Raw genomic sequence first — 24,926 nt, forward strand, 5'->3', positions numbered from 1 at the left:
AATGAGGCTTATGGTTATTTAACTTCTTCACCTCTGGCTTGCAAATCAGCGTGATAAGAAGAACGGACAAATGGCCCACAAGCAGCATGGGTGAATCCCATCGCCAGAGCTTCTTCTTTCATTTCATCAAATTCTTGTGGGCTGACATAGCGCTGTACCGGTAAATGGTGGCGGCTGGGTTGTAGATATTGGCCCAGAGTCAGCATGGTGACACCGTGGCGGCGCAGATCACGCATAACATCAAGAATTTCTTCGTTGGTTTCACCGAGGCCCACCATCAGACCAGATTTGGTTGGGATATCAGGATGGACTTCTTTGAACTTTTCAAGTAATTTCAGTGACCACTCATAGTTTGCGCCGGGGCGTACCTGACGGTAAACCCGTGGTACGTTTTCCAGGTTATGATTAAAAACATCCGGTGGTGTCGCTGTTAGTATTTCAAGTGCACGATCCATACGTCCACGGAAATCAGGAACCAGGGTTTCAATTTTAATGGATGGATTCTTTTCACGGATAGCAGAAATACAGTCAGCAAAGTGTTGAGCACCACCATCACGCAGATCATCGCGGTCAACGGAGGTGATGACCACATAGCGCAGGGCCATATCTTTAATGGTTTGTGCCAGTTTTACCGGTTCGTTGGCATCAGGAGCCATTGGACGGCCATGGGCAACATCACAGAAAGGGCAACGACGGGTACAAATTGCGCCAAGGATCATAAAAGTCGCTGTACCGTGATTGAAACATTCAGCTAGGTTAGGGCAGGAAGCTTCTTCACAAACGGAATGCAGACCATTCTTGCGCATAGCAGATTTGATACCCTGAATGCGGCTGGAATCCGCAGGAAGTTTGATTTTCATCCACTCAGGTTTACGCAAGATTTCTGTGCGTTCGGTAATCACTGTTTTGACAGGGATCAGCGCCATTTTGTCTGCGTCGCGGTACTTAATTCCGCGTTCCATCTGAATTGGTTTACTCATAGTCGTGCTGGTTCCAGTGTTAAATTCATCAGGTTGAGATTTATCTTCAGCCCACTGTGTGATAAATCCATTAAAAAATTTTGAAAAATATCAAAAAATTATAGCATCTTTAACTATTCAGTTTAAATCCTAACTGTTGGCAGAAGGTTTCTACTAGGATAGGTTGTACTCGCTCAATAGTAATTCCAGGGACTAATTCACTGAGTTGAGTCATTTTCATGCCAGCATAGCCACAAGGATTAATTCGTAGAAATGGTTCTAAATCCATTGCAATATTGAGTGCCAGACCGTGGAAAGAACAGCCTTTGCGTATTCGTAATCCGAGGGAGCAAATTTTGGCTTCATTGACATAAACACCAGGAGCATCTGATCGGGCATAGGACTCCACACCAAAGTGAGCAAGTGTTTTAACGACAGTATCTTCTATCGCTGTAACCAATTGCCGTACACCAATTTTGGCGCGCTTGATGTCAATCATGACATACATAACCTGTTGACCAGGACCATGATAGGTGACTTGTCCACCACGATCGGATTGGATAATCGGAATATCACCGAGAGATAGCAAATGCTCTGCTTTACCTGCTTGTCCCTGAGTAAATACTTTTGGATGCTGTACCAGCCAGATTTCATCGGGTGTACTAATATCTCGCTGCTCAGTAAACAAGTGCATTGCATCAGAAATCGGCTCGTAGGGTTGTATTCCTAATTGGCGTAAGAAAATCGTTTTATGTTGCAATTGAAACTTCATTTGGTAGCTATAAGATTTAGCCAGTATAACCCTCAGAAGAGATTCTCACCAGTTTAGTACACTTGAAATGGTGCTGTTTCTGATAGATAAGCAATCCCCTAAGAAATTACAGGGGATTGTTTTAGTTTATGTTACAACACTACTCGTACCAGTTTAAGGTTACCTAACTCTTCATACAGGGTTTCTATTTGTTCAATGTGAGTAGCATTGATAGTAATGGATACTGAGTGGTAGTTGCCTTTGCTGCTTGGCTTCACTTGTGGAGAGTAATCGCCCGGCGCGTGGCGCTGAACCACTTCAACGACCTGATTGACTAACTCAGGTTCAGCTAAACCCATTACTTTGTAGGTGAATGAGCAAGGGAACTCAAGCAGTTCATTTAATTTTGTTTTCATGGGCGCTCCTGTTTTGCTTTCCGCAATACGTCTGGTCAGTCTTTTCTATAAAATTTGATATCTTCCCCGTTTACATCAACGGGGATACTTATTACGGTCAGGCTGTAGCCTGACTTGTTTCGGTAGGTCCCTGCTTTAGGTTTAACTATTAGCCAAGCCAGTGATGGAACAGCAGTTTGATATAGTCGATAAAACGGCTGAAAACACCGCCTTCTTTCACTTCATTCATAACAACTAAAGGACGCTGTTCGACAGTCTTGCCATCAAGTTGAAAGTTGATTGTACCGACGACCTGATTTTTCGCCAGCGGGGCATGTAATTCAGTATCATTCATGACATAGCTGGCTTTCAGATCTTTCAAACGGCCTCTGGGAATAGTCAGATAAACATCTTTATCAACGCCTAGCTGAACCCTATCATTGTCTCCAAACCAAACAGGTTCAGAGGCAAATTCTTTGTCAGATTTCAGTGGCGAGACGGTTTCAAAGAAACGGAAACCCCAGGTTAGCAGTTTCTTACTTTCTGTCTCTCGGCCTTTATAAGTGTGACCGCCGAGTACCGCAGAAATCAGACGCATATCGCCTTCAGTTGCAGAAGCAACCAGGTTATAACCCGCTGCATTAGTGTGACCGGTTTTGATACCATCTACATTCAGACTTTTATCCCACAACAAACCGTTGCGGTTTATCTGACGGATATTGTTGTAGGTAAATTCTTTCTCTTTATAGATAGCATATTCTTCAGGAACATCGCGGATTAGCGCTTGACCAATCAGCGCCATATCACGGGCAGAGCTGTATTGGCCTTCTGCATCCAGGCCATGAACTGTTTTGAAATATGTATTCTGCAAGCCAAGCGATTTTACATAGCCATTCATCAGATTGACGAACGACTCTTGGCTGCCAGCAACATAATCCGCCATTGCAACACAAGCATCATTACCGGATTGCAAGTTTATACCGCGGGATAGCATAGAAACTGAAACCTGATCTCCGGGTTTGAGGAACATCAGGGAAGAGCCTTTAAATACCGGATTACCTGTTGCCCATGCATCAGTACCAACCGTGACCATATCATTCGGCCCGATTTTGCCTGATTTGATTGTCTGACCAATAACATAACTGGTCATCATTTTTGTCAGGCTGGCAGGGTCACGGCGAGAGTCTGCATTCATCTCTGCCAGAACTTTACCTGAGTTGTAGTCGATAAGAATATGAGCTTCAGCATCAATCTGAGGTACACCTGGGATCATCGTTTTCAGGTTTACATCATTCCCATTGGCAAAGGCAGGAACGTTCATTGCCAGCGCAATACTCAAGGTGGCGCTTTTTATAAAACGAGAAGTGGTTGTGTATTTCATGGTCGGTTGGACAACATCCGTGAGAATAAGGTTGATATCGGGCCACATCATAGCAAATGAAGAAAAATACTGACATTGGCAAATTTTGACAGGCCGCCGGTTTACGTTTTTTTACCTTGCTTGCTGATATCTAAGCAAAACCCAGATATCAGCGAGAGGAAAGCTAAGGACTGACGATAAAAGAAGATTGCTGCATCTGGTCAGCCAATTTCTGTTGTAAATCGGTAGCTTGCTGGCGATTGTTAAATGGTCCCAATTGTACACGATAAACATTGCTATATTGAGTTACGCGTCCTTGAACATTAAAGCGCTGTTCTAACGTTCGTTGCCACTTTTTTGCCCGTTGCTCACTGCTAACGGCACCAACCTGGACCATAAAATCATTTGCAGAGGAGCTTGTTGGTACTGTTGCTGTTGAAGCACTGTCGGCAACCGGTTTAGGTGGTTGTAGCTTCATTGCTGGTAGTTGCTCAGTAGCTTCTAGTTGTATAGCCAATGGTTGCGTTTGTTCCACAGGCTGATTGGTCAGAGGGCGGCTGCCAGTCTGATCAGGAACATTTCCCATTGTGGGTGTTCCTAGCTGGCTTGTTGTCAGCGTTGGTCTGCCTGGCAGGGCATAACTCTGTTTAACTATCTGACTGCCAACAGTACCGGGGCCAGATACAGAACCATTCTGAGCGACCTGAATAAAATCAATCTTAACTTTGGTACTTTGGGTTAAGTTCAGGCGTTCAGCAGAAGCCTTCGATAGATCGATAATTCTCCCTGGCTTATAAGGACCGCGGTCGTTGACTCTGACTATCATCATACGGCCATTGCTTAAGTTGGTCACGCGAACATAACTCGGGATTGGTAGTGTTGGGTGGGCGGCGGTCAGTGCATAAGGGTTAAAACGTTCACCAATTGCTGTCATTTTGCCACTGTATTCTGCACCATACCAACTGGCATAACCCGTTTCACTAAACTGAGATGGGTCTTGCACAATATGATAAATATGCCCGTTCATCTGATAATCATTATTGGCACCAGGATGATAAGGCTCATAGTGAGGTTCTGCACCCAGAACATCCTGCGTTGGTACCGCCGGTAACGGGGAAGATTTTTGCTCGTTAGGAGCGGTACAGCCGGATAACAGAGCTGCAATCATGCCGAGTATAAGCCAGTGTTGACGCATTGAAACCTCTTCTCTATAAACTTTTAGACAATAATTTTCGGTGTGTGTGAATCGACATTATAATCCCGAAACCAGCCATTAAGACGATCAATGCTGATCCGCCATAACTGACAAATGGTAAAGGAACGCCTACTACAGGTAAAATGCCGCTCACCATGCCGATATTGACGAAGATATAAACAAACAGAATTAACATCAGGCCGCCAACCATGACCCGGCCAAAAGTGTTCTGTGCTCTGGTTGCGATGGCCAGCCCGCGCATAATTAATAACAAATATAATGTTAGTAACAGTAGTACGCCGATTAAACCAAGTTCTTCCGAGAGTACGGCAAATATGAAGTCTGTATGGCGTTCTGGAAGAAACTCCAACTGAGATTGTGTGCCGAGTAACCAACCTTTACCTGATAGGCCACCGGAGCCTATAGCGATTTTTGATTGAATGATATGGTAACCTTTACCCAAAGGGTCAGTTTCTGGATCAAGTAACATCATTACCCGATCGCGTTGATATCCATGCATCAGAAAGAACCATAAGATCGGGATAAAACAGGCTAATAACAGGACTGCAATACCAATCAGCCGCCAGCTCATCCCGGCAAGGAATAGGACAAACAGGCCGGAAAAAGCGACCAGAATTGAAGTACCGAGGTCTGGTTGGGCGGCGACGAGTAAAGTTGGCAGGAAAATTAGCATCAGAGCGATAGTTGTATTTTTTAGCGATGGCGGACACAAATCGCGGTTCATAAAACGGGCAATCATCAGTGGCACCGCGATCTTGGCAATCTCAGAAGGCTGGAAACGGATGATCCCTAGATCGAGCCAGCGTTGCGCCCCTTTACTGATCTGTCCGAACGCATCGACAAAAATCAGTAAAATGACACAAACAACATATAGATAAGGTGCCCAGCCTTCATAAACTCTTGGGGGGATTTGCGCCATAATTATCATGACAACCAGTCCGGCACCAATTTGGCTGACTCTGCGCTCCATCATCCCCATATCTTGACCACTGGCACTCCACATAACAAAAGCGCTGTATACTAGCAGTGCTAGAATGCACAGCAACAGCGGTAAATCGATATGTAATCTGGTCCAGAGAGGAACCTTTTTCTGGTTTTCTGTCATGGCGTTATTCAGTCATTTTCTGTTCCGGGTGGGGTTGGAGCCGCATCCGGTAATGTTGTGTTGTTATCCCCTAACAGTACATGGTCGAGGATTTGGCGAACAAGGGTCCCTACTGTTGGACCAGCACCACCATTTTCTAAAATGATAGAAAGGGCTACTGTTGGGTTTTCATAAGGGGCGAAGGCAATCATTAGCTTGTGATCCCGTAAATGCTCAGCAATTTTACTGGCATTGTAAGTTTCATAGCTATAGACCTGTGCTGTTCCTGATTTGGCAGCTGCTTTATACGGCGTTCTAGTAAAACTCTTGTGACCAGTACCGTTTGGCAGGTTAGCAACACCATACATACCGCTTTTTGCCAGTTCCCAATATCCTGAATGGATATCACCTATTTGAATATTTTCTGTTTGTTGATAAGGGATCATCTCACCTTTCAGTTTCTTACCCAGCAGCAGATGTGGTGTTTTTACGTTACCATCATTAATTAAGGTTGTTAGCGCTTTTACCATTTGAATTGGCGTTGCTGTCCAATATCCCTGGCCGATACCGACAGGAATAGTGTCTCCCTGATACCAAGGTTTTTTATATTTTTTTTGTTTCCATTCGCGGGTAGGCATGATACCTGTGCGTTCTTCAGACAGGTCAATGCCCGTGTATTCACCATAACCAAATTTAGTCATCCACTCAGATAAGCGGTCAATTCCCATATCATAGGCAACCTGATAGAAGAAAGTATCCGCAGATTCCACGATGGATCTATATGCATTGAGACTGCCATGTCCCCAGCGTTTCCAGTCACGGTAGCGTTTTTCTGAACCCGGCAATTGCCACCAGCCCGGATCAAAAATGGTGGTATTTTTATTGATAACGCCGGTGCTTAGTGCTGCAACGGTAATAAAAGGTTTTACCGTTGAAGCAGGAGGATAGATCCCTTGAGTAGCGCGATTAATAAGCGGTCGGTCAGGATTATTTAATAATTCCTGATAGTTCTTGTTGGAGATACCATTTACGAATAGATTTGGATCATAACTTGGATTAGATACCAGTGCTAGAATTTCCCCATTATGTGGATTACTGACAACGACGGCAGCGCGGCTGGTTGTGAGTAGTTTCTCAATATAGATCTGCAACTCAAGATCGATAGTCAGATAAATATCTTGCCCGGCTTGTGGCGGCTGTTCATGTAATTGACGTATCACTCGGCCACGATTATTGACTTCGACTTCTTCATAACCGGTTTTGCCATGTAAAACAGACTCATAATAGCGTTCAATACCTAGTTTGCCGATATCATGGGTGGCGGCGTAATTGGGTAAAATTCCTTCCTTGTCCAGCCGTTCTACATCTTTATCATTAATTTTAGCGACGTAACCAATGATATGAGTCAGTGCTGAACCATAAGGGTAGAAGCGGCGTTGATAGCCTTTTATTTCGAGACCGGGGAAACGGTACTGATTAACGGCAAAGCGTGCTACTTGGATATGATCCAGTGAAGTTTTCAGTGGAATGGAGGTAAAGCGGCGCGAGCGCTTACGTTCTTTTTCAAAGTTAGCAATATCTTCATCAGTCAGATCGATAATATCCCGTAAATCATTCAGCGTTTGCTGAAGGTTCTCGACCTTTTCAAGTATGACTTCCAACTGGTAGATTGTTCGGTTAAGCGCCAATGGTGTGCCTTTACGGTCATAAATAATACCTCGGCTTGGCGCGATTGGAACCAGTTTGATACGGTTTTCGTTTGAACGGGTTTGGTAGTCTTCGTGGCGAGTGATCTGTAAATGGTAAAGATTGGCAATCAGGATACCAGTCAGTACCAGGATGATGATAAACGCCACCAATGCGCGGCGGGCAAACAGGGCTGATTCAGCCGTATAATCACGAAAAGGGGTACGTTTATTCTTCATCCCATTGCCAGAATTCGCTTTTATCCGTTGGTAACCAAATTATTCCCGGTGATAGGGATGATTGGTGGTAATGCTCCATGCCCGGTACAGGCTTTCTGCAACTAAAACCCGGACCAAAGGATGGGGTAAGGTCAAAGGTGATAATGACCAGCTTTGTTCCGCCGCAGCTTTACATGCCGGAGCAAGACCTTCTGGCCCGCCTATCAGCAAACTGACATCTCTGCCATCCTGTTTCCAATGTTCAAGCTGTTGCGCCAGTTGAGGCGTTTCCCAACGAGAACCCGGAATGTCCAGGGTGACAATACGGTTGCTTTTGCCGACAGCGGCCAGCATCTGTTCACCTTCTTTCTCCCGAATGCGTTTAATATCAGCATTTTTACCCCGTTTACCGGCAGGAATTTCTACCAGATCAAATGGCATATCTTTTGGGAAACGGCGTAAATAATCCGTAAAGCCGGCCTGTATCCAGTCCGGCATTTTTGTACCTACAGCGACTAATTGCAGCTTCAAACTCAGCTCCAAAGTTTTTCAAGTTCATACATGCGTCGACTCTCTTCCTGCATGACATGTACGATAACTTCACCGAGGTCTACGACAATCCAATCGGATACGCCCTGTCCCTCAACGCCAAGTGGAGTCAGACCACTCGCACGACAATCATCAACCAGATGATCTGCGACAGACATCAGGTGGCGATTGGAGGTCCCGGTGCAGATAATCATGCAATCGGTAATACTGGATTTCCCATGAACATCCAGAGAAACAATATCTTGTGCTTTGGAGTCTTCAAGTTTATCCATAACAAATTGTTGGAGTTCTCTACCTTGCAAAAGGTTCATCCTTATTTTTTATCAAATAGTGCCGAATAATAGCATGCCGGGCCACTGGAGAGTAAGCCAACTAAATGACTAATCGGGCCAGATTTCGCTATTGGCGATATAACCCCTGTGAATCTATATACTTTTGTACCAAAGAGGGGAGTAAATCATCACAATTTAGCCCTTGCTGGAGACGCTGGCGGATATCTGTTGCTGAGATACGCAATAGTGGTGTATCTGCCAGATAGATATAACCATTAGGTTTGCTGTTAAGTAGGGCAGGGTCGTAGATTTGGTGTTGCGTAAGCCATTGCTGCATTTCAGTTGTTGCAAATTGGGTTTGATAACCGGGACGGGCACAAACCAGCAAATGGCAGGTATTCAGTAGTTCTGACCAACGATGCCAGGTATGTAGTGATAACAAAGAGTCCTGACCGATTATAAATGCCAGTGATTGTCTTTCACCAAGCTCATGACGGAACGATTCCAATGTATCGATTGTGTAAGAAGGAGTAGTGCGTTCCAGTTCACGGGTATCGATTGTAAACAGTGGATGGTCCTGTGTTGCTAGCCGTACCATTGTAAGCCGCTGTTGTGCGGTGGCTTCTGGTTGTGGGCGGTGAGGGGGGACATGGTTTGGCAACAAAATTACTCGCTTCAGGCCAGTTTGATGTGCCAGAGTTTCGATTGGATGCAAATGCCCATAATGGATTGGGTCAAATGTTCCACCAAATAATGCTTGAATAACGGGTTGTACTGGACAAGTAGTATTAATGGTATGAGGCATTAAAAAAGCTCTCAGGTAATATTTTTCCACATAACAACATGGAAAGTGTTTCTAAATCTGGCCATACAGACTGACCGTAATCCTGTTTAACCCGAAGCTCCATTTGTACAAGTAGATGAATTGCTAGTTGCAAATCATGTCGAGTTAGACGTTGCAGCGCACTTGTCAGTAATGGGCGGCGGTTCTGCCATACTCGATGTTGATCTAACAGAGTTTTCATGGGAGTTGTGGTGCTTTGGCGTTTTAGTGTAAGTAGCAGCTGTAGTTCACGTTGTATGGTACGCAGCAAAATAACAGTTTCACAACCTTCCTGTTTTAACTGTTTCAGGATATGCCAGGCTCGTTTTGCCTTTCCTGATAATAATGAATCTACCCAGTGATAAGGTGTGAAGTGAGCCGCGTCATTTACGGCATTTTCAACACGGTGTAGGGTCAGTTTACCATCTGGATATAGCAGGAAGAGCCGCTCAAGAGCTTGGGCCAGTGCCAGTAAGTTTCCTTCATAACAGTAGCATAATAGTTGATTGGCTGGCTCTTCCAGAGTCAGTTTCATGACTTTGGCCCGTTGTGCGATCCATTGAGGTAGACGGCTCAGTTCAGGTGTCTGACAACTGATGTAAACTCCATTTTTTCCTAATACTTTAAACCAGTTACTGTTTTCCTGAGCTTTGGTCAATTTTAAACCGCGTAGTATCAGCAGTATATCTGGGTGAAGCAATTCTGCCAGTTTTACCAGTTGTTCAGCTATTACTGTGTTAGGGCCATTTTCTGGCAGCAGTAAAGTGAGTGTTTGACGGCTGGCAAATAGGCTTAGTGACTGGCAAATACTGAATATCTCATTCCATTCGGTATGATTATCCAGGGCATAAGTGAAGTGTTCAGTGAAAGAGTGCTGTTCAGCGGCTCTGCGGATATGATCTTGGCTTTCCTGTAATAGCAGGGGGTCATTGCCCCATATCAGATAACAGTTTCGCAGCCCTTCATTGAGCTGCGAAATCAGTTGTTCGGGATAGAGCTTGATCATTGTGCTTGTGCAGTTTGCTGTCCAGCCTGTTTTTCCTTGGCTTTTTGTTCTTCTGCACTGTGAACAGTCAGTAACTGGCGAACTAACTGGCGAGCAGCCTGTTCACGCATTTCCTGATTGATCATCTCGTTTTCAGCATCTTTCGCCAGTGCTTCTAACGGGTTGTCGAAAAAAGAACGATCAACCCTAGATTGGAGCGGATAGACGCTGCCGTCTGGCATAATAACCTGTGCATTGACATATAGGATCAGTTGGCGCTCAGCTGCCTTACCATCCTGGAAAACAGAGACGGTGTCTTTATTTTCAGAAGAACTTATTAGTTTCAGAATAGGAACTTCGGCGCTGCCATTTTCAAGGATTGTGACGTTATTCAGACGAAGTTGCTGGCGCACAGAACGAGTCAGTGGCCCGTATGGGTCGCTGCTCGCTAATTGCAGCTTTTTGAGTTCTTGGGGTACCTGAGTGGTACCACGCAGATGAAAACCGCAGCCAGCGGTGACCAGCACCGCTAACCCCAGCAACAACGTTAAAATACGATGCCGCACATTGCCTCCTTTATTAGCCGACGACCAGATTCAGCAATTTGCCTGGTACGTAGATGACTTTACGAATAGTGACGCCTTCAAGGTATTTCGCCACACCATATTCTTTTGCAGCCATATCATGAACATATTCTTTCGCCGCATCTGCTGGCACAGTAACACGACCACGCACTTTACCGTTAACTTGAATGACTACCAGTTTTGTGTCGTCAACCATGGCCTGTTCATCAGCCTGTGGCCAATCAGTCGTATCAATATCACCTTCACCACCCAGAGCTTGCCACATAATAAAACAAGCATGTGGAGTCATTGGTGACAACATGCGGACAACTGCCAGCAAAGCTTCCTGCATCAGAGCGCGATCTTGCTCAGTTTCCTGTGGGGCGCGGGTCAGTTTATTCATCAATTCCATGACAGCAGCAATGGCAGTATTGAATGCCTGGCGGCGACCGACATCATCAGTGACTTTAGCGATAGTTTTGTGTAGATCACGGAACAGGTCTTTTTGTTCCACGGTCAAGCTTGTGATGTTCAGCGGCTGAGTTTCCCCTTTGCTGCTATGTTCATAAACCAAGCGCCATACGCGTTTCAGGAAGCGATTAGCCCCTTCAACACTGGATTCTTGCCATTCCAGGGTTAGCTCTGGTGGAGCTGCGAACATCATAAACAGGCGAACGGTATCGGCACCATATTTTTCTACCATCAATTGTGGATCAATACCGTTGTTTTTGGATTTAGACATTTTGCTCATGCCGGTATAAACCAGTTCATGACCCTCTTTGTCTGTTGCCTTAATGATACGACCTTTATCATCACGCTCAACAATGGTATCAACTGGGGATATCCAGATTTTTTCACCGTTTTTGCCAGTGCAATAAAAAGCATCTGCCAGAACCATTCCCTGACATAATAGACGCTTAGCAGGTTCATTGGAATTGACCATGCCTGTATCACGCATCAGTTTGTGGAAGAAACGGAAATACATCAGGTGCATGATGGCATGTTCGATACCACCGATGTATTGGTCAACGGGTAGCCAATAATTAGCTGCTGCTGGATCGATTAGGCCCTTATCGTAATCTGGACAAGTGTAGCGGGCGTAGTACCAAGAAGATTCCATAAAGGTATCGAAGGTATCTGTTTCACGCAATGCTGGTTGGCCATTGATAGTGGTTTTTGCCCATTCAGGGTCAGCTTTAATTGGGCTGGTGATGCCATTCATGGTGACATCTTCCGGCAGAATAACTGGCAGTTGATCTTCTGGAACCGGAACAACCGTGCCATCTTCCAACGTTGCCATTGGAATCGGTGCGCCCCAGTAGCGTTGACGGGAGACACCCCAGTCACGTAGACGATAGTTGACCTTACGCTTGCCTACTCCCATTTCTACTAGTTTATTAGCAATAGCATTGAAACCATCTTCATGATTCAGGCCGCTAAATTCACCCGAATTAAACAGGACATTCTTATCTGTCACCGGGGCTTCATGAACATTTGGTTCATTACCTTCACTGTCCAGAATAACGGCTTTCATTGGCAGGTTATATTTTGTCGCGAATTCCCAGTCGCGTTGGTCGTGGCCAGGAACTGCCATGACAGCACCGGTGCCGTATTCCATTAAGACGAAGTTTGCAACCCAGATTGTTACTTTCTCTTTGGTCAATGGATGAATGACAAACATACCGGTTGCCATGCCCTTTTTCTCCATTGTTGCCATATCTGCTTCTGCAACTTTGGTATTACGGCATTCATTAATGAAAGCAACCAGTTCAGGGTTATTTTCTGCTGCTTGTTTTGCTAGAGGATGACCTGCGGCAACTGCAACATAGGTGGCGCCCAGGAATGTATCAGGACGAGTGGTGTAGACCGTCAGTTTCTCCTGACTATCTGCTACATCAAAGGTGATTTCTACACCTTCGGAGCGACCAATCCAGTTGCGCTGCATGGTTTTGACCTGTTCAGGCCACTCTTCCAACGTATCCAGATCGTTTAACAATTCTTCAGCATAATCAGTGATTTTGATAAACCATTGCGGAATTTCTTTACGTTCAACTTTGGTGTCACAACGCCAGCAACAGCCATCGACCACTTGTTCATTAGCTAGAACGGTCAGATCGTGGGGGCACCAGTTAACTGCGGAGGTTTTCTTATAAACCAGACCTTTTTCATACAATTTGGTGAAGAACCACTGTTCCCAACGATAATATTCAGGGGTACAGGTAGTGACTTCACGATCCCAATCGTAGCCGAAACCCAGTGTTTTCAGCTGACCTTTCATATATTCGATGTTGGCATAGGTCCACGGGGCTGGTGCAGTGCTGTTTTTTACTGCGGCGCCTTCTGCGGGCAGGCCAAATGCATCCCAACCGATAGGTTGCAGGACATTTTTGCCAAGCATACGCTGGTAACGAGAGATAACATCGCCAATAGTGTAGTTACGTACGTGGCCCATGTGTAGTCGGCCAGAAGGGTAAGGTAGCATGGACAGGCAGTAATATTTTTCTTTGCTGTTATCTTCTGTCACTTTGAAAGTTTGCTTCTCTTGCCAGTGAAGCTGAACTTGCGGCTCTATATCTTCTGGACGGTATTGTTCTTGCATGGCACCGATGATCCTATGGTGAGTAAAAAGCTACGTTTGTAGCAATCATTTAGTTGGTAAAATATGAGGTCGGCATAGCATATCTGATTTGATACATAAGCAACAGAGGGTTATTAGGGAAAATCCGGTGGCGACGGGCGCCACCACCGGGAATGATATATTTTAGTGAAGAATTTTAGCCAGAAATTCTTTGGCGCGATCTGATTTTGGATTTGCAAAGAAATCTTCTTTCTTGCTGTCTTCAACAATTTTGCCTTCATCCATAAAGATTACCCGATTGGCTACCTTACGGGCGAAGCCCATTTCGTGAGTAACAACCATCATGGTCATTCCTTCGTCTGCCAGTTTAACCATGACATCAAGCACTTCATTGATCATTTCAGGATCGAGGGCGGAAGTGGGTTCGTCGAACAGCATGGCAATAGGGTCCATACACAGTGCACGAGCGATTGCCACGCGTTGTTGCTGACCACCGGAAAGTTGTGACGGGAATTTATTAGCCTGATTGGCCAGCCCAACGCGTTCAAGTAATTGCAACCCTTTTTCTTCTGCCGATTTTTTATCGCGGTTAAGCACTTTGATTTGAGCCAGAGTTAAATTTTCAATGATGGATAGATGCGGGAACAGCTCAAAATGCTGGAACACCATGCCGACTTTAGAGCGTAATTGCGCCAAATTGGTATTTTTATCATTGACTTTAATGTCATTAACCAGAATTTCACCCTGTTGGATGGATTCCAGACCATTAACCGTTTTTATCAGGGTGGATTTGCCGGAGCCAGATGGGCCACAGACTACAACTACTTCACCTTTTTTAATTTCAGTTGAGCAGTCAGTGAGAACCTGAAATGGGCCATACCACTTGGATACATTTTTCAGGGAGATCATCAAACAGTCCTTTTCTTCAAATAGTTAACCAGCATGGATGCGGCAAAACTAATAATAAAATAAATAAAACCAGCAAACAGGATCATTTCAACCTGGGTACCATCACGCTCACCGATATTTGCCGCAGTACGGAAAAAATCCGCCAGACTGAGTACATACACCAATGAAGTGTCTTGAAATAGCACGATACCCTGCGTCAATAGCAGTGGGGTCATTGCACGGAATGCTTGAGGCAGGATAACCAGCCTCATACTTTGCATCGGCGTCATACCCAATGCCAATGCTGCCGAAGATTGCCCGCGGGAAATACTCTGAATGCCCGCCCGAATAATTTCTGAATAGTAAGCGGCTTCGAAAAATGCAAACGCGACCATGGCTGAAATTAAACGAATATCTGTTTTGGGAGAAATCCCCAGAACATTCTGCACTAGGCTAGGCACAATCAGATAGAACCATAACAGTACCATAACCAATGGCACAGAACGGAACAGATTGACATATAAAGTTGCAAACCAGCTCAGTGCTTTTACAGAAGAGAGCCGCATAACGGCCAGTACGGTTCCCCAGAGAATACCGACAACAATAGCAACAATCGTGATTTTTGCTGTAATGACTAAGCCTTCTAGCAGAAACGGGATACTGGGGATAATCGAACTCCAGTCAAACTCGTACATTTATTGACCTCCAATATTACCCGGTAAACGCACTTTTTTCTCAAGCAAGTGCATGGCAAGCATAATCACCAGATTGATTCCGATATAGGCCAATGTAATAGCCGTAAATGTTTCATAAGCATGTGCTGAGTAATCAAGTAACTTACCTGCCTGTGCTGCCATATCCACCAGACCAATAGTAGAGGCAATAGCGGAGTTTTTTACCAGATTCATCATTTCTGAAGTCATTGGTGGAATGATCACTCGGTAAGCATTTGGCAATAGGACATAGCGATAGGTTTGTGGCAGGGTTAACCCCATTGCCAGCCCTGCCGCTTTTTGACCACGTGGTAGTGATTGTATGGCGGCGCGGACCTGTTCACACATCCGTGCAGCGGTGAAAAGACCTAGACAGACAGTGGATGAGATGAAAAATTGGATATTAGGGTCCAGTTCGGTTTTAAACCACAGACTGATTTTTTCTGGCAGTAGTTCAGGTACAACCAGATACCAGATAAAAAATTGAACTATCAGCGGTACGTTACGAAAGATCTCAACATAACAGGTACCTATCCCAGATAATATTTTATTGGGAACAGTACGTAAAATGCCGAACAGTGAACCGACAATGAAAGCGATAATCCAGGCGCAGATAGACAAGGCAATTGTCACTTGAAATCCAGCTATCAACCAGCCTAGATAAGTCGTATTGCCGAAAGGGGCAGCTTGTAAAAAGACGCCCCAATTCCAATCGATTGACATAATAATACTCCCTGTGAGGGTGTAGCTTGATCCCCTGAAAACGATTGATTGGCTGAGAAAAAAAGCGAGGTAGGGAACGGCCACCTCGCACCCTGTGATGCCAATCAAATAGTCATTTTTCTAATTATATTTCTAGTTAAGTGCCTTATCATTTGGCGATTTAAATAGTGTTTTCATTTCATCAGACAAAGAGAAGTTCAGGTTCAGATTCTTGGGCGGAATGGGTTGTGTGAACCAGCGCTCAAATGATTTCTCTGCCACTCCGGAAGTTTGTGCCTGAACAATGGTCTCATCGATCAGCTTCTTGAATTGAAGATCATCTTTGCGTGATATGCAACCATAGGCTTCTCTAGACTGCGGTGTACCAACAATTTCCCATTGATCAGGTTTTTTCGCTTTGGCGCGTTCACCTGCTAGCAGAGCATCATCTACCATAAAGGCGATTGCACGGCCGGATTCCAGAGTGCGGAATGAGTCACCATGATCTTTTGCACTGATGATGCGCATTTTCATGTTTTTCTCATCGTTGAGTTTATTTAGCAATATTTCAGAAGTCGTACCTGCGGAAACAACGACATTTTTACCAGCCAAATCTGGAAAATCTTTTATACCGGAACCTTTTTTAGTCAGCAACCGCGTATTAATGATGAAGATAGTGTTAGAGAAAGCGACTTGCTTCTGGCGTTCAAGGTTATTGGAAGTAGAACCGCATTCGAAATCATAAGTCCCATTTTGTAGCAGTGGAATACGATTTTGAGAAGTCACCGGTATCAATTTTACTTGCAGATTTGGCATGTCCAGTTTCTTCTTAACGGCTTCAACAATCAGATTAGAGTAATCCTGCGAATAGCCGACGACATTTTGATTATTATCGTAATAAGCAAAAGGTACGGAGGATTCACGATGCCCCACAATGATCACGCCATCATCTTTAATCTTTTTCAGTGTTCCCGTCAATTCTTCAGCCTGAACAGCACCTGCTGCGCCAAGTAACATCATGGTTAATACTAGGTTACGCATTCGCATATACAACTCCTTTCATGTGGTTATCGTTTGCGATGTTGTGTTTGCAAAAGTCTCTCTGTGATTTGTTTTTAATCAAGGATCATTTGCTGTTATATGTATATATAGTGTTAAAAAATAGTACAAAAGGGTTAGGTAATGAAAATGAATTGTTTCTATTTCGGGAGCTGTCTCGCACTATAAATGAACAATGTTGCTTATCTTGCACAATAAAAGTGCGTGACTATCATTTTTCTGGTGCATTTTCCCATTTTTTATTAATGAAACAGCTATTTTCCTTTTCATTCATGGAGATAACAGCAATTAACGTGCCAAAATAGTAAAGAGGGGTAAAATTAATACCAATAAGTCGTTTAGGTAGGTTATTTGTATAACATAGAGTGATATCAGTAGTTGAGGATTAGCATGGTAATCATCGTTAATGATTAACCATGCTGAATTATTTTAGGATGGGTCAGTTGCAGGATTAGGCAAGGTATATTTCATACCAATTGCCAGACGATTCCAGAGGTTGATAAGACCGATTAATAATGTTAAATCGACAATCTCCTTTTCATCAAATTCTGCTAATAATGGGGTGTAATGTTTATCTTTTGCCCCAATTTCGGCAATCCGGGATAAAGCATCTGTCCAGCCTAAAGCTGCACGTTCTCGTGATGTAAAAATGGGTGCCTCTTTCCAGGCACTCAGGAGATAGAGTTTTTGTTCGCTATTTCCTGCCTTGCGGGCAGCTTTAGAATGCATATTAAGACAAAAGGCACAGCCATTGATTTGGGAAGCCCTTACCTTAACGAGTTCAATGAGTGCTTTACCTAGGGTGGATTGGTAAGTTAATTCATCGACTTTTGCAACTGCGCTATAAAGCTCTGGTGAAATTTCCGCTGGCCGCAGACGACTCGTTTGCATAACTTGTTACTCCTTTATTTTTTCTATCAATGGGATGAAAAAATGGATTGAAAGTTAGTCTGTTTTGCATGATGCAAGGGAGCAATTTTGCCCCCTTCTGGTGCATGGATATCGGAATCAAGATTTAAGGCGGTTATATATCAGGGCAAATAAGGTAAACAATACGGTAATTATCCATACCGGCCAGTTACCCCAACGTGCATAGGGTGTTATCCCGGTTGCGGGTGTCACTTTAGTTTCCAAAACATTGCGGGTAAATTGTGGGAGTGCTGCCTGTACTTTCCCATCAGGGGAAATAACAGCTGTAATGCCATTATTAGTACCACGGAGTAATGGGCGTCCCAATTCGAGGGAACGCATACGTGCCATTTGGAAATGTTGCCAGGGACCGATGGAACTACCAAACCAGGCATCATTAGAAACAGTGAGTAAGAATTCGGTATCCGGTTTGAAATTATCACGAACTTGCTCACCCAATATAATTTCATAACAAATGGCGGCGGTCAGGTTATATCCTGCAACAGAAAGCTGTGGTTGAATGTAATTGCCGCGGCTGAATGAAGACATAGGTAAGTTGAAGAATGGCGCCAAAGGACGGAGTAGAGATTCCAGCGGGACAAATTCACCGAAAGGGACCAGATGATGCTTATCGTAGCGAGTAGTTGATGGATATTGATAAGGTATTTTATCACCCAGAACAATCAAGCTGTTATAGGTCTTATAACTGTCACCAACCGCTCTTTCATCAACGATACCGGTAATCAGGCTGGTGTGCTGATTACGTAACAGCATATCCAGTTTTGCCAGAAAACCGCGTTGATAACTTTCCAGTGATGGAATTGCAGATTCGGGCCAGATGATAATAGGTGTTTTACCAATATATGGGCGGCTGTTATTTAAATAGATGTCCAGAGTTTCACTGAGCATATTGGGGTCCCATTTCAGGGATTGTGGGATATTTCCCTGAACCAGCGCCACATCAACCGCTTTTTCAGGTTGCAGGTTATACCACTGGTAATGACGTATTGACCACGGTAATAGCAGAAGTGCGATAGCGGTAATGCCAGCGATGATGTTTCTGTGTATAACTGCCAGAACCAATAATCCACTCAGAGCCATTAACAGGAATGTAATTGCCTCAACACCGAAAATGGGTGCGATGGCTTTCATTGGTCCATCTAATTGGCTGTAGCCGAATTGTAGCCAAGGGAAACCGGTTAGAATCCAGCCTCGCAAAAATTCGGTGAATTGCCATAGTGCTGGTGCTGCTATTGCCAGCCTGACCCCGTTCGTTTTTGTGAAGAAACGGTTGAGTAAGCCAGCGAATAAAGCAGGATAGAGCGAGAGATAGGCGGCAAGTAATATGACCAGCAGAATATTAACCGCGGTTGGCATTCCACCAAAATCAGCAATGCTGACATACACCCAGTTTATACCACTGCCAAATAAGCCGAATCCCCAGCAAAAAGCAATAAATGCCGCTTGTCCGGGTGTTCTGTTTAAAGTCAGAAGTTGTAGCCCAAACAGGGAGATAATAGCGGCAGGCCAGAAGTCAAAAGGTGAAAAAGCCAGTGTTCCACTGGCTCCGAAAAATAGTGCCAGCAAGGTACGAAATCGCTGGCAATGTAATAATGAAGCTTTGTTCATTCAGACCCTATTCTTGTTCAAGGTTAGGCATTGGCGCATCGTCCGGTATCGTAACATGAACCTGAATAATTCTCCGACTATCGGCCATGGCAACTTTAAAGAGATAACCGTTGATATCAACAGATTCCCCTCTAGCTGGTAAATGACCGAATGCCTGCATAACCAAACCGCCAATAGTATCCACTTCTTCATCGCTGAATTGGGTACCAAAGGCTTCATTAAAGTCTTCAATCTGAGTCAGTGCTCGTACCGTATAGGTATGACGGCTCAGGGCACGAATATCGACATCTTCTTCATCATCATATTCGTCTTCGATTTCACCGACGATTAGTTCAAGAATATCTTCGATAGTGACCAGACCCGATACACCACCGAACTCATCAATGACGATGGCCATATGATAACGTTGAGAACGGAATTCTTTCAGCATGCGGTCAACCCGCTTACTTTCAGGTACAACGACAGCCTGACGCAGAACCTTATCTATACTGAATGGTGGGGCGTCGGTGCGCATAAATGGCAACAGGTCTTTTGCCATTAAAATCCCTTCAATGTGATCTTTATCTTCACTGATCACTGGGAAACGTGAGTGAGCAGAATCGATAATCACATCCAGACATTCGTCCAGGGTTTGATTACGTTTTAAGGTAACGATTTGGGAACGGGGGATCATGATATCACGGACACGTTGATCGGAAATATCCATTACCCCTTCGAGCATATCGCGGGTATCAGGATCAATCAGATCGTTTTGTTCAGAGTCACGGATCAGTTCCACCAGTTCATCACGGCTTTTTGGCTCACCGTGAAAAAGTTGGTTAAGAAGAAGAGTAAAAAACCCTTTCTTAGGGCCAGGGTTATCGTTACTTGAAGGATGGTCGTCGCTCATGGCGTTTTAATGAAAATTTCCCATTAAATAAGTTGTTGTTGATATTTTTTAGCATAAAAATGGTGTAGGTGGTTACTCTTTTTCTGCAAGATAGGGATCGGAGTAACCTAACTTTTGCATAATTTCTGTTTCCAGAGATTCCATTTCTTCCGCTTCATCATCTTCGATATGGTCATAACCTAGCAGGTGTAGGCATCCGTGTATAACCATATGTGCCCAATGTTCTTCTACTGTTTTTTGTTGCTCCTCTGCTTCTTTTTCAACTACCTGTCGACAGATAATTAAATCACCAAGTAGAGGTAAATCAACCGTTGGTGGTGCTTCAAATGGAAAAGATAGCACATTTGTTGGTTTGTCTTTGCCACGATAAGTCAGGTTTAAATTGTGACTTTCTGCCTCATCAACAATACGGATTGTTACCTCACTTTCAGATTGGAACTGAGGTAAAACCCCGTCCAGCCAGCGCTGGAATAGGGTTTCTTCAGGAAGACCTTGTAAATTCTTACAGGCAATTTGTAAATCAAATATTACTGAACTCATTGTGCTTCCTGTTTGCGTTGCTCACTGATTGTCTGTTTGCGTTTTTGCTCAGTTGCTTCCCATTCTTCATAAGCAATGACAATTTTGGCAACAACCGGATGGCGGACAACATCATCACTGTGGAAGAAGTTAAAACTCAGCCCATTGACCCCTGACAATACTTCAATTGCATGGCGCAGACCAGATTTCTGTCCACGAGGCAGGTCAATTTGGGTGACGTCCCCAGTGACAACCGCTTTGGAGTTGAAACCGATACGAGTCAGGAACATCTTCATCTGTTCGATGGTAGTATTCTGGCTCTCATCCAGAATAATAAAAGCATCATTCAGGGTTCGTCCACGCATATAAGCCAATGGCGCAACTTCAATAACATTACGTTCGATCAGCTTCTCAACTTTTTCAAAACCTAGCATTTCAAATAAGGCGTCGTAAAGCGGGCGCAGGTATGGATCAACTTTCTGGCTCAGGTCACCAGGCAGGAATCCCAGTTTCTCGCCTGCTTCTACTGCCGGCCGGGTTAACAGAATGCGACGGATTTCCTGACGCTCCAGTGCGTCGACCGCAGCAGCAACAGCGAGATAAGTTTTACCAGTGCCAGCTGGACCAACTCCGAACGTAATATCATGGCTGAGAATATTGGCGATATATTGCGTTTGATTGGGAGTTCGTGGTTTTACCATACCGCGTTTGGTACGAATATTAACGGACTTACCGTAGTCAGGCATGCTTTCGGCGGTTTGTTCTAGAACCCGGCTCTCTGTAATTGCTAAGTGAATCTGTTCTGGCTTGATATCAGGGGTTACCCCACGAACAGGGGCAGTTTCCACATATAAATGGCGTAGAATATTGGTGGCTGCGCTAACGCACAGCGGTTTACCCATCAGTTTAAAACGGTTATCTCTTCGGTTGATTTCAATACCCAGCCGGAGCTCAAGCTGTTTCAAATTATCATCAAACGGACCACACAGGCTCATTAGGCGCTGATTATCGGCTGGTTCGAGGAAAATTTCCTGAGTTGCTACTTGTGAATGAGTTTGTTGAATCACTGATTATCTCTATGTTTAAGGCTGATAAGTGCCGACCCCGATTTCATCTTCTTTACGGGTACGGGCTATTACGGACTCAGGTGATTCGTGTATACGAAGATCCATCTGATCTTCGGTACGGATAACTTTACCGCGCAGTGAGTTGGCGTAGACATCAACAATTTCAACATCAACGAATTTGCCAATCATGTCAGGCTGGCCTTCGAAGTTGACAACTCGATTATTTTCAGTACGGCCGGAAAGTTCCATCACATTTTTACGGGAAGTTCCTTCAACCAGAATACGTTGTACACTGCCCAACATAGCACGGCTGTAGTTCATAGCCTGTTGGTTAATGCGCTGCTGTAACAAGTAAAGACGTTGTTTTTTCTCTTCTTCGCTGACGTCATCAGGCAGATCAGCTGCCGGTGTTCCCGGGCGAGCAGAATAGATAAAGCTATAGCTCATATCGAAATTGACATCAGCGATCAACTTCATAGTTTTCTCGAAGTCATTTTGGGTTTCGCCTGGGAAGCCGATGATAAAGTCAGAGCTTATCAGGATATCGGGACGTGCTTTACGTAATTTGCGAATAATGCTCTTATATTCAAGAGCTGTATGCGCACGTTTCATCAGCGTCAGAATACGGTCAGAGCCACTTTGTACCGGTAGATGCAGGAAGCTAACCAATTCAGGTGTATCTTCATAAACAGCGATAATATCATCTGTGAACTCAATGGGATGGCTGGTGGTAAAACGGATGCGGTCAATACCATCTATAGCGGCTACCAAACGGATCAACTCAGCGAAAGAACAGATGTCACCATCATAAGTTGCACCACGATAAGCATTCACGTTCTGACCGAGAAGGTTAACTTCACGTACACCTTGTGCAGCAAGTTGGGCGATTTCAAACAAAATATCGTCACATGGGCGGCTGACTTCTTCGCCACGGGTATAAGGTACGACACAGAAAGTACAATATTTGTTGCAGCCTTCCATGATGGAAACAAATGCAGATGGGCCTTCAGCACGAGGCTCAGGTAAGTGGTCAAATTTCTCGATTTCCGGGAAGCTGATATCAACAATTGGGCTGCGGGTACCTTTCACTTGATTGATCATCTCAGGTAAACGATGCAGTGTTTGTGGCCCAAAAATAATATCTACGCACTGGGCACGCTGACGGATGAAATCACCTTCTTGGGAGGCCACGCAACCACCTACGCCAATAATAATATCTGGATTGGTGTCTTTCAGGTTTTTCCAGCGGCCTAATTGATGGAAAACTTTTTCTTGGGCTTTTTCACGGATTGAACAGGTATTCAATAGTAAAATGTCTGCTTCTTCGGCGACATCGGTTAACTGATAACCGTGAGTGCTTTCCAGCAGGTCGGCCATTTTAGATGAATCATATTCATTCATCTGACAGCCCCAAGTTTTAATATACAGTTTTTTTATCGTCGACATTTTCTTGTGCATCCGGGCTTTCTACAGTGCTGAAAGGTATTACTGCACTGCAAAAGCAGTTGTGTATTAGGCATAAAGTTGTCGGATATTGTATTCATTTGAAGGAGCAGTGACCAGACTGTTAAACAGGATATTCTCTACCGAAGGATCAAAAATCCGGTACACTGTGTTAATCAATGAGTTAATAGCATGACTGATATGAATAATTTACAACAGACTTTTGATGTAGTGGTAGTAGGGGCAGGGATGATAGGTGCTGCGACAGCGCTTGGGTTGGTTCAAGAAGGCTGGACAGTTGCTTTGTTGGATCATCAGCTACCACAGCCTTATGATGCACAGAGTTATCCTGATGTGCGCGTGTCGGCGATTAGTTGTGCTTCTGTGGATTTGCTCAAACAGTTTGGTGCATGGGATACGGTATTACAGATGCGCGGTGTACCGTACCGTAAATTGGAAACTTGGGAACAGCATGATTCCAATTTAGTGTTTGATGCAAAAATCCTGGGGTTGCCTGAGTTGGGTTATATGGTTGAAAACCGTATTTTGCAGTTGGCTCTTTGGCAACAGTTTGAAAAATATCCTGCTCTGACTTTGCTGTGCCCGGCAGTCCTACAATCTATGCAACGTCAGAAAGAAGGTTGGTTAGTTACTTTGTCTGACGGAACTAAAATTAATACCCGTTTGATTGTTGGCGCTGATGGTGCCCGTTCTCAGGTTCGTAAAATGGCTGGAATTGGTAGCTATGGCTGGCAGTACAGACAGTCTTGTATGTTGATTACGGTAAAAACAGAGCAGCCACAACAGGATATTACTTGGCAGCAGTTTTTTCCTTCAGGTCCAAGAGCATTTCTCCCACTATTTGGTCAATGGGCTTCATTGGTATGGTATGACAAACCGGCGCGTATACGGCAGTTACAGACAATGTCAATGGCTCAACTTGAGCAGGAGATTTTTCAGGCATTTCCTATGCGGTTAGGTAAAGTGACTCCAGTTGTAGCTGGCTCATTTCCCTTAACTCGTCATCATGCTAACAGCTATGTGCGTGAAGGATTGGTGTTGTTGGGTGATGCTGCTCATACAATTAATCCGCTGGCTGGACAAGGGGTAAATCTTGGTTATCGTGATGTGAATACTTTGCTTAATGTTTTGGTGAAGGCCAGAGAATTAACAGAGCAATGGGATTCATTGGAAGTTCTGATGCGTTACCAACGTTGCAGAATGCCAGATAACCTGATGATGCAGGCTGGAATGGATCTATTTTACACCGTGTTCAGGAGTGAATTACTGGGGTTGAAAGTAGCACGTAATCTGGCGCTGATGGCAGCTCAGCGAGCTGGCGTAATGAAAAAAGCGGTGCTCAAATATGCATTGGGATTGTAGCGTGTAAATTAGCATTGCTGGAAGTGGTGGGGAACCACTAATAACGTCGTAGATTTAGCTATGACGTAGACAGCCTGTATATTTGTGCGCGAAAGGAAAAACAGAGAAAGCAAAGGTAGGAAACTCATAAGGCAAAAACCCGCTATATGGCAGGTTTTCTAAATCTGGCTGGGGTACCAGGATTTGAACCTGGGAATGCCGGAATCAGAATCCGGTGCAAGTTCTATATAAATCAATTGGTTATAAAAATTTGAAAGAATATACAGTATGAAAACGAAAATATAAA

General features: G+C 44.4%; 24 protein-coding genes. 1 reads left to right on the forward strand and 23 read right to left on the reverse strand.

The genetic code is table 11. From position 1 onward, the window contains the following. Positions 1 to 14: 14 nt before the first annotated feature. The 23 genes from lipA to miaB all read right to left on the reverse strand — a co-directional run bounded on the left by lipA (position 15) and on the right by miaB (position 23,260). Positions 15 to 980 (reverse strand): lipoyl synthase, encoded by a 966-nt coding sequence (gene lipA / locus C5469_RS19140; protein WP_166309959.1) that lies wholly within the window; start codon positions 978 to 980, stop codon positions 15 to 17. Between the two features lie 109 nt (positions 981 to 1,089). Further along, positions 1,090 to 1,731 carry a lipoyl(octanoyl) transferase LipB gene (lipB, locus tag C5469_RS19145; protein ID WP_166309961.1) on the reverse strand — a complete coding sequence of 214 codons (642 nt, stop codon included), beginning with the start codon at positions 1,729 to 1,731 and terminating at the stop codon, positions 1,090 to 1,092. Between the two features lie 131 nt (positions 1,732 to 1,862). Further along, positions 1,863 to 2,126: a DUF493 family protein YbeD gene (ybeD, locus tag C5469_RS19150; protein ID WP_054476689.1), complete on the reverse strand. Its 264-nt coding sequence runs from the start codon at positions 2,124 to 2,126 to the stop codon at positions 1,863 to 1,865. A 148-nt stretch (positions 2,127 to 2,274) separates the two neighbouring features. Next, positions 2,275 to 3,486, reverse strand: coding sequence for a D-alanyl-D-alanine carboxypeptidase DacA (gene dacA / locus C5469_RS19155; RefSeq protein ID WP_166309963.1), 1,212 nt, complete (start codon positions 3,484 to 3,486; stop codon positions 2,275 to 2,277). A 163-nt stretch (positions 3,487 to 3,649) separates the two neighbouring features. Then, positions 3,650 to 4,660, reverse strand: a complete 1,011-nt coding sequence (gene rlpA / locus C5469_RS19160; protein ID WP_166309965.1) for an endolytic peptidoglycan transglycosylase RlpA — start codon at positions 4,658 to 4,660, stop codon at positions 3,650 to 3,652. A gap of 13 nt (positions 4,661 to 4,673) precedes the next feature. Further along, positions 4,674 to 5,786 carry a peptidoglycan glycosyltransferase MrdB gene (gene mrdB / locus C5469_RS19165; protein ID WP_166309967.1) on the reverse strand — a complete coding sequence of 371 codons (1,113 nt, stop codon included), beginning with the start codon at positions 5,784 to 5,786 and terminating at the stop codon, positions 4,674 to 4,676. 8 nt (positions 5,787 to 5,794) lie between these two features. Continuing rightward, positions 5,795 to 7,690 carry a peptidoglycan DD-transpeptidase MrdA gene (mrdA, locus tag C5469_RS19170; protein ID WP_166309969.1) on the reverse strand — a complete coding sequence of 632 codons (1,896 nt, stop codon included), beginning with the start codon at positions 7,688 to 7,690 and terminating at the stop codon, positions 5,795 to 5,797. 39 nt (positions 7,691 to 7,729) lie between these two features. Continuing rightward, positions 7,730 to 8,200 carry a 23S rRNA (pseudouridine(1915)-N(3))-methyltransferase RlmH gene (gene rlmH, locus C5469_RS19175; protein WP_166309971.1) on the reverse strand — a complete coding sequence of 157 codons (471 nt, stop codon included), beginning with the start codon at positions 8,198 to 8,200 and terminating at the stop codon, positions 7,730 to 7,732. A gap of 2 nt (positions 8,201 to 8,202) precedes the next feature. Then, positions 8,203 to 8,529 carry a ribosome silencing factor gene (gene rsfS / locus C5469_RS19180; protein ID WP_166309973.1) on the reverse strand — a complete coding sequence of 109 codons (327 nt, stop codon included), beginning with the start codon at positions 8,527 to 8,529 and terminating at the stop codon, positions 8,203 to 8,205. Positions 8,530 to 8,617: 88 nt separating this feature from the next. Continuing rightward, positions 8,618 to 9,295: a nicotinate-nucleotide adenylyltransferase gene (gene nadD / locus C5469_RS19185; protein WP_166309975.1), complete on the reverse strand. Its 678-nt coding sequence runs from the start codon at positions 9,293 to 9,295 to the stop codon at positions 8,618 to 8,620. Beyond that, positions 9,279 to 10,319 (reverse strand): DNA polymerase III subunit delta, encoded by a 1,041-nt coding sequence (holA, locus tag C5469_RS19190; RefSeq protein ID WP_166309977.1) that lies wholly within the window; start codon positions 10,317 to 10,319, stop codon positions 9,279 to 9,281. The genes nadD and holA overlap by 17 nt, the downstream gene beginning before the upstream one ends. Beyond that, on the reverse strand, positions 10,316 to 10,864 hold the full coding sequence (lptE, locus tag C5469_RS19195) for an LPS assembly lipoprotein LptE (RefSeq protein ID WP_339414583.1): 549 nt from the start codon (positions 10,862 to 10,864) through the stop codon (positions 10,316 to 10,318). Before lptE ends, holA begins: the two co-directional genes overlap by 4 nt. 13 nt (positions 10,865 to 10,877) lie before the next feature. After that, positions 10,878 to 13,460 (reverse strand): leucine--tRNA ligase, encoded by a 2,583-nt coding sequence (leuS, locus tag C5469_RS19200; protein WP_166309979.1) that lies wholly within the window; start codon positions 13,458 to 13,460, stop codon positions 10,878 to 10,880. Between the two features lie 162 nt (positions 13,461 to 13,622). Then, entirely contained in the window at positions 13,623 to 14,348 is a 726-nt protein-coding gene (locus C5469_RS19205; RefSeq protein ID WP_166309981.1) for an amino acid ABC transporter ATP-binding protein, read from the reverse strand. Continuing rightward, complete coding sequence (gene gltK, locus C5469_RS19210) at positions 14,348 to 15,022, reverse strand: glutamate/aspartate ABC transporter permease GltK (protein WP_166309983.1); 675 nt, start codon at positions 15,020 to 15,022, stop codon at positions 14,348 to 14,350. Before gltK ends, C5469_RS19205 begins: the two co-directional genes overlap by 1 nt. Next, positions 15,023 to 15,763, reverse strand: coding sequence for an amino acid ABC transporter permease (locus tag C5469_RS19215; RefSeq protein WP_166309985.1), 741 nt, complete (start codon positions 15,761 to 15,763; stop codon positions 15,023 to 15,025). Positions 15,764 to 15,895: 132 nt separating this feature from the next. Further along, positions 15,896 to 16,789, reverse strand: coding sequence for an amino acid ABC transporter substrate-binding protein (locus tag C5469_RS19220; protein ID WP_166309987.1), 894 nt, complete (start codon positions 16,787 to 16,789; stop codon positions 15,896 to 15,898). Between the two features lie 441 nt (positions 16,790 to 17,230). Further along, positions 17,231 to 17,692 carry a carboxymuconolactone decarboxylase family protein gene (locus C5469_RS19225; protein WP_166310011.1) on the reverse strand — a complete coding sequence of 154 codons (462 nt, stop codon included), beginning with the start codon at positions 17,690 to 17,692 and terminating at the stop codon, positions 17,231 to 17,233. A gap of 117 nt (positions 17,693 to 17,809) precedes the next feature. Beyond that, positions 17,810 to 19,339, reverse strand: coding sequence for an apolipoprotein N-acyltransferase (gene lnt / locus C5469_RS19230; RefSeq protein ID WP_166310012.1), 1,530 nt, complete (start codon positions 19,337 to 19,339; stop codon positions 17,810 to 17,812). Between the two features lie 7 nt (positions 19,340 to 19,346). Continuing rightward, entirely contained in the window at positions 19,347 to 20,228 is an 882-nt protein-coding gene (gene corC, locus C5469_RS19235) for a CNNM family magnesium/cobalt transport protein CorC (RefSeq protein WP_166310014.1), read from the reverse strand. Between the two features lie 72 nt (positions 20,229 to 20,300). Next, on the reverse strand, positions 20,301 to 20,768 hold the full coding sequence (ybeY, locus tag C5469_RS19240; RefSeq protein WP_166310016.1) for an rRNA maturation RNase YbeY: 468 nt from the start codon (positions 20,766 to 20,768) through the stop codon (positions 20,301 to 20,303). Further along, complete coding sequence (locus tag C5469_RS19245) at positions 20,765 to 21,742, reverse strand: PhoH family protein (protein WP_207629223.1); 978 nt, start codon at positions 21,740 to 21,742, stop codon at positions 20,765 to 20,767. Before C5469_RS19245 ends, ybeY begins: the two co-directional genes overlap by 4 nt. Before the next feature lie 87 nt (positions 21,743 to 21,829). Continuing rightward, positions 21,830 to 23,260, reverse strand: coding sequence for a tRNA (N6-isopentenyl adenosine(37)-C2)-methylthiotransferase MiaB (miaB, locus tag C5469_RS19250; protein WP_166310018.1), 1,431 nt, complete (start codon positions 23,258 to 23,260; stop codon positions 21,830 to 21,832). Between the two features lie 198 nt (positions 23,261 to 23,458). Here miaB and ubiF point away from each other — a divergent pair, with 198 nt between their 5' ends. Next, positions 23,459 to 24,640, forward strand: coding sequence for a 3-demethoxyubiquinol 3-hydroxylase (gene ubiF / locus C5469_RS19255; RefSeq protein ID WP_207629225.1), 1,182 nt, complete (start codon positions 23,459 to 23,461; stop codon positions 24,638 to 24,640). The last annotated feature ends 286 nt before the right edge of the window (positions 24,641 to 24,926 follow it).

Source organism: Photorhabdus cinerea (genome assembly GCF_011189575.1).
Taxonomy (GTDB): domain Bacteria; phylum Pseudomonadota; class Gammaproteobacteria; order Enterobacterales; family Enterobacteriaceae; genus Photorhabdus; species Photorhabdus cinerea.

Coding starts and splice junctions, on each gene's coding strand:
- lipA (WP_166309959.1), bottom strand. CDS start 980: ATGAGTAAACCAATTCAGATGGAACGCGGAATTAAGTACCGCGACGCA.
- lipB (WP_166309961.1), bottom strand. CDS start 1,731: ATGAAGTTTCAATTGCAACATAAAACGATTTTCTTACGCCAATTAGGA.
- ybeD (WP_054476689.1), bottom strand. CDS start 2,126: ATGAAAACAAAATTAAATGAACTGCTTGAGTTCCCTTGCTCATTCACC.
- dacA (WP_166309963.1), bottom strand. CDS start 3,486: ATGAAATACACAACCACTTCTCGTTTTATAAAAAGCGCCACCTTGAGT.
- rlpA (WP_166309965.1), bottom strand. CDS start 4,660: ATGCGTCAACACTGGCTTATACTCGGCATGATTGCAGCTCTGTTATCC.
- mrdB (WP_166309967.1), bottom strand. CDS start 5,786: ATGACAGAAAACCAGAAAAAGGTTCCTCTCTGGACCAGATTACATATC.
- mrdA (WP_166309969.1), bottom strand. CDS start 7,690: ATGAAGAATAAACGTACCCCTTTTCGTGATTATACGGCTGAATCAGCC.
- rsfS (WP_166309973.1), bottom strand. CDS start 8,529: ATGAACCTTTTGCAAGGTAGAGAACTCCAACAATTTGTTATGGATAAA.
- nadD (WP_166309975.1), bottom strand. CDS start 9,295: ATGCCTCATACCATTAATACTACTTGTCCAGTACAACCCGTTATTCAA.
- holA (WP_166309977.1), bottom strand. CDS start 10,319: ATGATCAAGCTCTATCCCGAACAACTGATTTCGCAGCTCAATGAAGGG.
- leuS (WP_166309979.1), bottom strand. CDS start 13,460: ATGCAAGAACAATACCGTCCAGAAGATATAGAGCCGCAAGTTCAGCTT.
- C5469_RS19205 (WP_166309981.1), bottom strand. CDS start 14,348: ATGATCTCCCTGAAAAATGTATCCAAGTGGTATGGCCCATTTCAGGTT.
- gltK (WP_166309983.1), bottom strand. CDS start 15,022: ATGTACGAGTTTGACTGGAGTTCGATTATCCCCAGTATCCCGTTTCTG.
- C5469_RS19215 (WP_166309985.1), bottom strand. CDS start 15,763: ATGTCAATCGATTGGAATTGGGGCGTCTTTTTACAAGCTGCCCCTTTC.
- C5469_RS19220 (WP_166309987.1), bottom strand. CDS start 16,789: ATGCGAATGCGTAACCTAGTATTAACCATGATGTTACTTGGCGCAGCA.
- C5469_RS19225 (WP_166310011.1), bottom strand. CDS start 17,692: ATGCAAACGAGTCGTCTGCGGCCAGCGGAAATTTCACCAGAGCTTTAT.
- lnt (WP_166310012.1), bottom strand. CDS start 19,339: ATGAACAAAGCTTCATTATTACATTGCCAGCGATTTCGTACCTTGCTG.
- corC (WP_166310014.1), bottom strand. CDS start 20,228: ATGAGCGACGACCATCCTTCAAGTAACGATAACCCTGGCCCTAAGAAA.
- ybeY (WP_166310016.1), bottom strand. CDS start 20,768: ATGAGTTCAGTAATATTTGATTTACAAATTGCCTGTAAGAATTTACAA.
- C5469_RS19245 (WP_207629223.1), bottom strand. CDS start 21,742: ATGAGCCTGTGTGGTCCGTTTGATGATAATTTGAAACAGCTTGAGCTC.
- miaB (WP_166310018.1), bottom strand. CDS start 23,260: ATGTCGACGATAAAAAAACTGTATATTAAAACTTGGGGCTGTCAGATG.
- ubiF (WP_207629225.1), top strand. CDS start 23,459: ATGAATAATTTACAACAGACTTTTGATGTAGTGGTAGTAGGGGCAGGG.